The 2978-nt window shown below is 73.3% G+C and carries 2 protein-coding genes; one reads left to right on the plus strand and one right to left on the minus strand.

All coding sequences use genetic code 11. The features are described 5' to 3' along the window. Window positions 1-1450 (minus strand): cation:dicarboxylase symporter family transporter (locus AB0C69_RS40585; RefSeq protein WP_360361846.1); only part of this gene is annotated, 1450 nt, incomplete at its 3' end. 293 nt (window positions 1451-1743) lie between these two features. Between AB0C69_RS40585 and AB0C69_RS40590 the strand changes: the two genes are divergently transcribed. Beyond that, window positions 1744-2978 (plus strand): PAS domain-containing protein (locus AB0C69_RS40590; RefSeq protein ID WP_360361849.1); only part of this gene is annotated, 1235 nt, incomplete at its 3' end.

Below are 2978 nucleotides of genomic sequence, written 5' to 3' on the forward strand. Positions count from 1 at the left end.
CCGCGAACACGTCGAACATGGAGAACCTGTCGAGCCACGGCCCGAGGCTCTCGTGCTTCTCCAGGTAGGCGGCGACCTTCTCGGGCGCCTGGCCCATGCCGGGTGCGGGGAGCGGTTCCTTCCGCGGACCGGAGGGCTCGGCGGCCGGACCGTGGTCGTCCAGCAGGGTGTCCTCGTTGAACGGGTCCTCGCCGGACAGGACGCCGCGGGCCCGCTCGGCGTCGAACTCCTTCGTCCACGTGCCGATGACCACGGTGGCGACGGCGTTGCCCGCGAAGTTCGTCAGCGCGCGGGCCTCGGACATGAACCGGTCGATGCCGACGATGAACCCCACCCCGTCGACGAGCGCGGGCTTGTGCGACTGGAGGCCGCCCGCGAGGGTGGCGAGCCCGGCGCCGGTGACGCCCGCCGCGCCCTTCGACGCGACGATCATGAAGAGGAGCAGCGGAATCTGCGCGCCGACCGACATCGGCTGGTCCTGCGCGGACGCGATGAACAGCGTCGCCATCGTCAGGTAGATCGCGGTGCCGTCCAGGTTGAAGGAGTACCCGGTCGGCACGGTGATGCCGACGACCGGGCGGCTCACCCCGAGGTGCTCCATCTTCGCGATCAGCCGGGGCAGCGCCGACTCCGACGAGGACGTCGACAGGATCAGCAGGAACTCGCGGGCGAGGTAGCGCAGCAGGGCGAACACGCTGATCCGGCTGACCGCCCACAGCACCGCGCCGAGCACCGCGAACACGAACACCGCGCACGTCGCGTAGAAGCCCAGCATGATCACGGCGAGGCTCTTCAGCGCGTCCCAGCCGCTCGACCCGACCACCGCCGCGATCGCGCCGAACGCCCCCACCGGCGCCGCCCACATGATCATCCAGAGGATCCGGAACACCAGCCGCTGCAGGTGCTCGACGCCCCGCAGGATCGGCGCGCCCGCCGGGCCGAGCCCCTGGAGCGCGAACCCGGTGAGCAGCGCGACGAGCAGCGCCTGCAGCACCTGCCCCTCCGTCAGCGCCGACACCAGCGTGTCCGGGATGATCCCGAGCAGGAAGTCGGTGGTGCCCTCGCCGCCCTCGGCCTGCGACTTCGCCTCGGCGACGGACGACGGGTCCAGGTGCAGCCCGGAGCCCGGGTGCAGCAGGTTCCCCACCACCAGCCCGATGGCCAGGGCCAGCGTCGACATCACCAGGAAGTAGGCGATGGTGACCAGGCCGATCCGGCCGACCTCGGCCGCCTTCGCGACCGAGCCGATGCCGAGGACGATGGTGCAGAAGATGATCGGCGAGATCATCATCTTGATCAGGTTGACGAAGGCGGTGCCGATCGGCTTCAGTTCCTGCGCGAAGTCCGGCGCGGCCAGGCCGACCACGGCCCCCGCCACCACGGCGGCGACGACGGCGAGGTACAGGTAGTGGACGCGGTCGCGCGCAGGCTGGGAGGCGGACGGGGCCACGGGGGACCTCCTCGGCTCAGGACCCCGGCATCGGTGCGAGGGGCGGCGCCCGCCCGGTCCGGTCGGATCCGCGGGCGGGCCGCCGCCCCGCGGCGGCGCCCATCCTCCGGCCGGAGCCGGAGCATGCACACCGTGGGCGCCGCTCTGGAGGTGAGCTCGCAGGTCGGGCGGGGGCTGGGGGTCTGTCCCCACGTGACTATGCGCGGTTCTGTGACCGGGGTCACCCTTGTGTACATTTCGTTCACGGCAAGGTGCGACGGGGTGACGGCGAGATGCGAGGGGGAGGGGCGGGAGTGCGTCCTCGATGGGCGGCGCCGGGCCGCTGGAGCCTGGCCCGGCAGCTGCTCGTGCTCCAGGCGGCGATCGTCGGGCTCCTCGTGGCGGCCGGCGCGGCGCTGGCCTTCCTCGACTCCGGCCGGGCCGTGGACGACAGCGCGGCCCAGACGGTCTCGGCGGTCGCAGCGAGCATCGCCGACGCCCCGACCGTCCGGGCCGCGCTGGCCGACCCGGCCCCGACCCGCCTCCTGCAGCCCTACGCCGAACGCGTCCGGCACGACACCGGCGTCGACTTCATCACGATCATGAGCCCGGCCGGGATCCGCTACACGCACCCGAACCCCGCGCGCATCGGCGGGACGTTCGTCGGCAACACCGCCCCCGCGCTCGCCGGACGGACGTTCACCGAGACCTACACCGGCACGCTCGGGCCGTCCGTGCGCACCGTCGCGCCCGTCTTCGGCGAGGACCGCCGCGTGGTGGCCCTGGTCGCGGTCGGCATCACGGTCAAGGCGATCTCGGCGGAGCTCCGCCAGCGCCTGCTGGCCCTCGGCGCCGTCGCCGGGGCCGTCCTCGCCGTCGGGATGGCCGGCAGCTACCTCGTCTCCGCCCGCCTGCGCCGCCAGACCCGCGGCGTCGCCCCTGACGAGCTGCGCGGCATGTTCGAGTACTACGAGGCGATCCTGCACGCCGTCCGCGAAGGGCTCCTCATCCTCGACCGCACCGGCCGCGTCGTCCTCTGCAACGACGCCGCGAGACACCTCCTCGACCTGGACGCCCCCCACGGCCCCTTCCCGTCCGCCGCGATCCCCGGGCGGGCGCGGGGGGAGCCGCAGGGGCGGGACGTCGCGGAGCTGGGGTTGCCGGAGGAGCTGGTGGCGACGCTGGTGTCCGCGGAGCCGCGGTCTGACGAGATCCATGTGGGGGACACGCGGGTGCTCGTGGTGAACACCTCGCCCGTCCGGTCGGGGGACCGGGTGATGGGCAACGTCGTCACCCTGCGGGACCACACCGAGCTGCAGGCGCTGACGGGCGAGCTGGACACGGTGCGCGGGTTCGCCGAGTCGCTGCGCTCGCAGGCGCACGAGGCCGCGAACCGCCTGCACACGGTGGTGTCGCTGGTGGAGCTGGGCCGTCCCGGGCAGGCCGTGGAGTTCGCGACCGCCGAGCTGGCGAGCGCGCAGCGGCTCACCGACCGGGTTTCACATTCCGGACGGGGGTTGAGCCGCCCGCTCCGAGCGCCTAGCGTGCG

Source organism: Actinomadura sp. NPDC048032, assembly GCF_040653175.1.
Lineage (GTDB): Bacteria > Actinomycetota > Actinomycetes > Streptosporangiales > Streptosporangiaceae > Spirillospora > Spirillospora verrucosospora.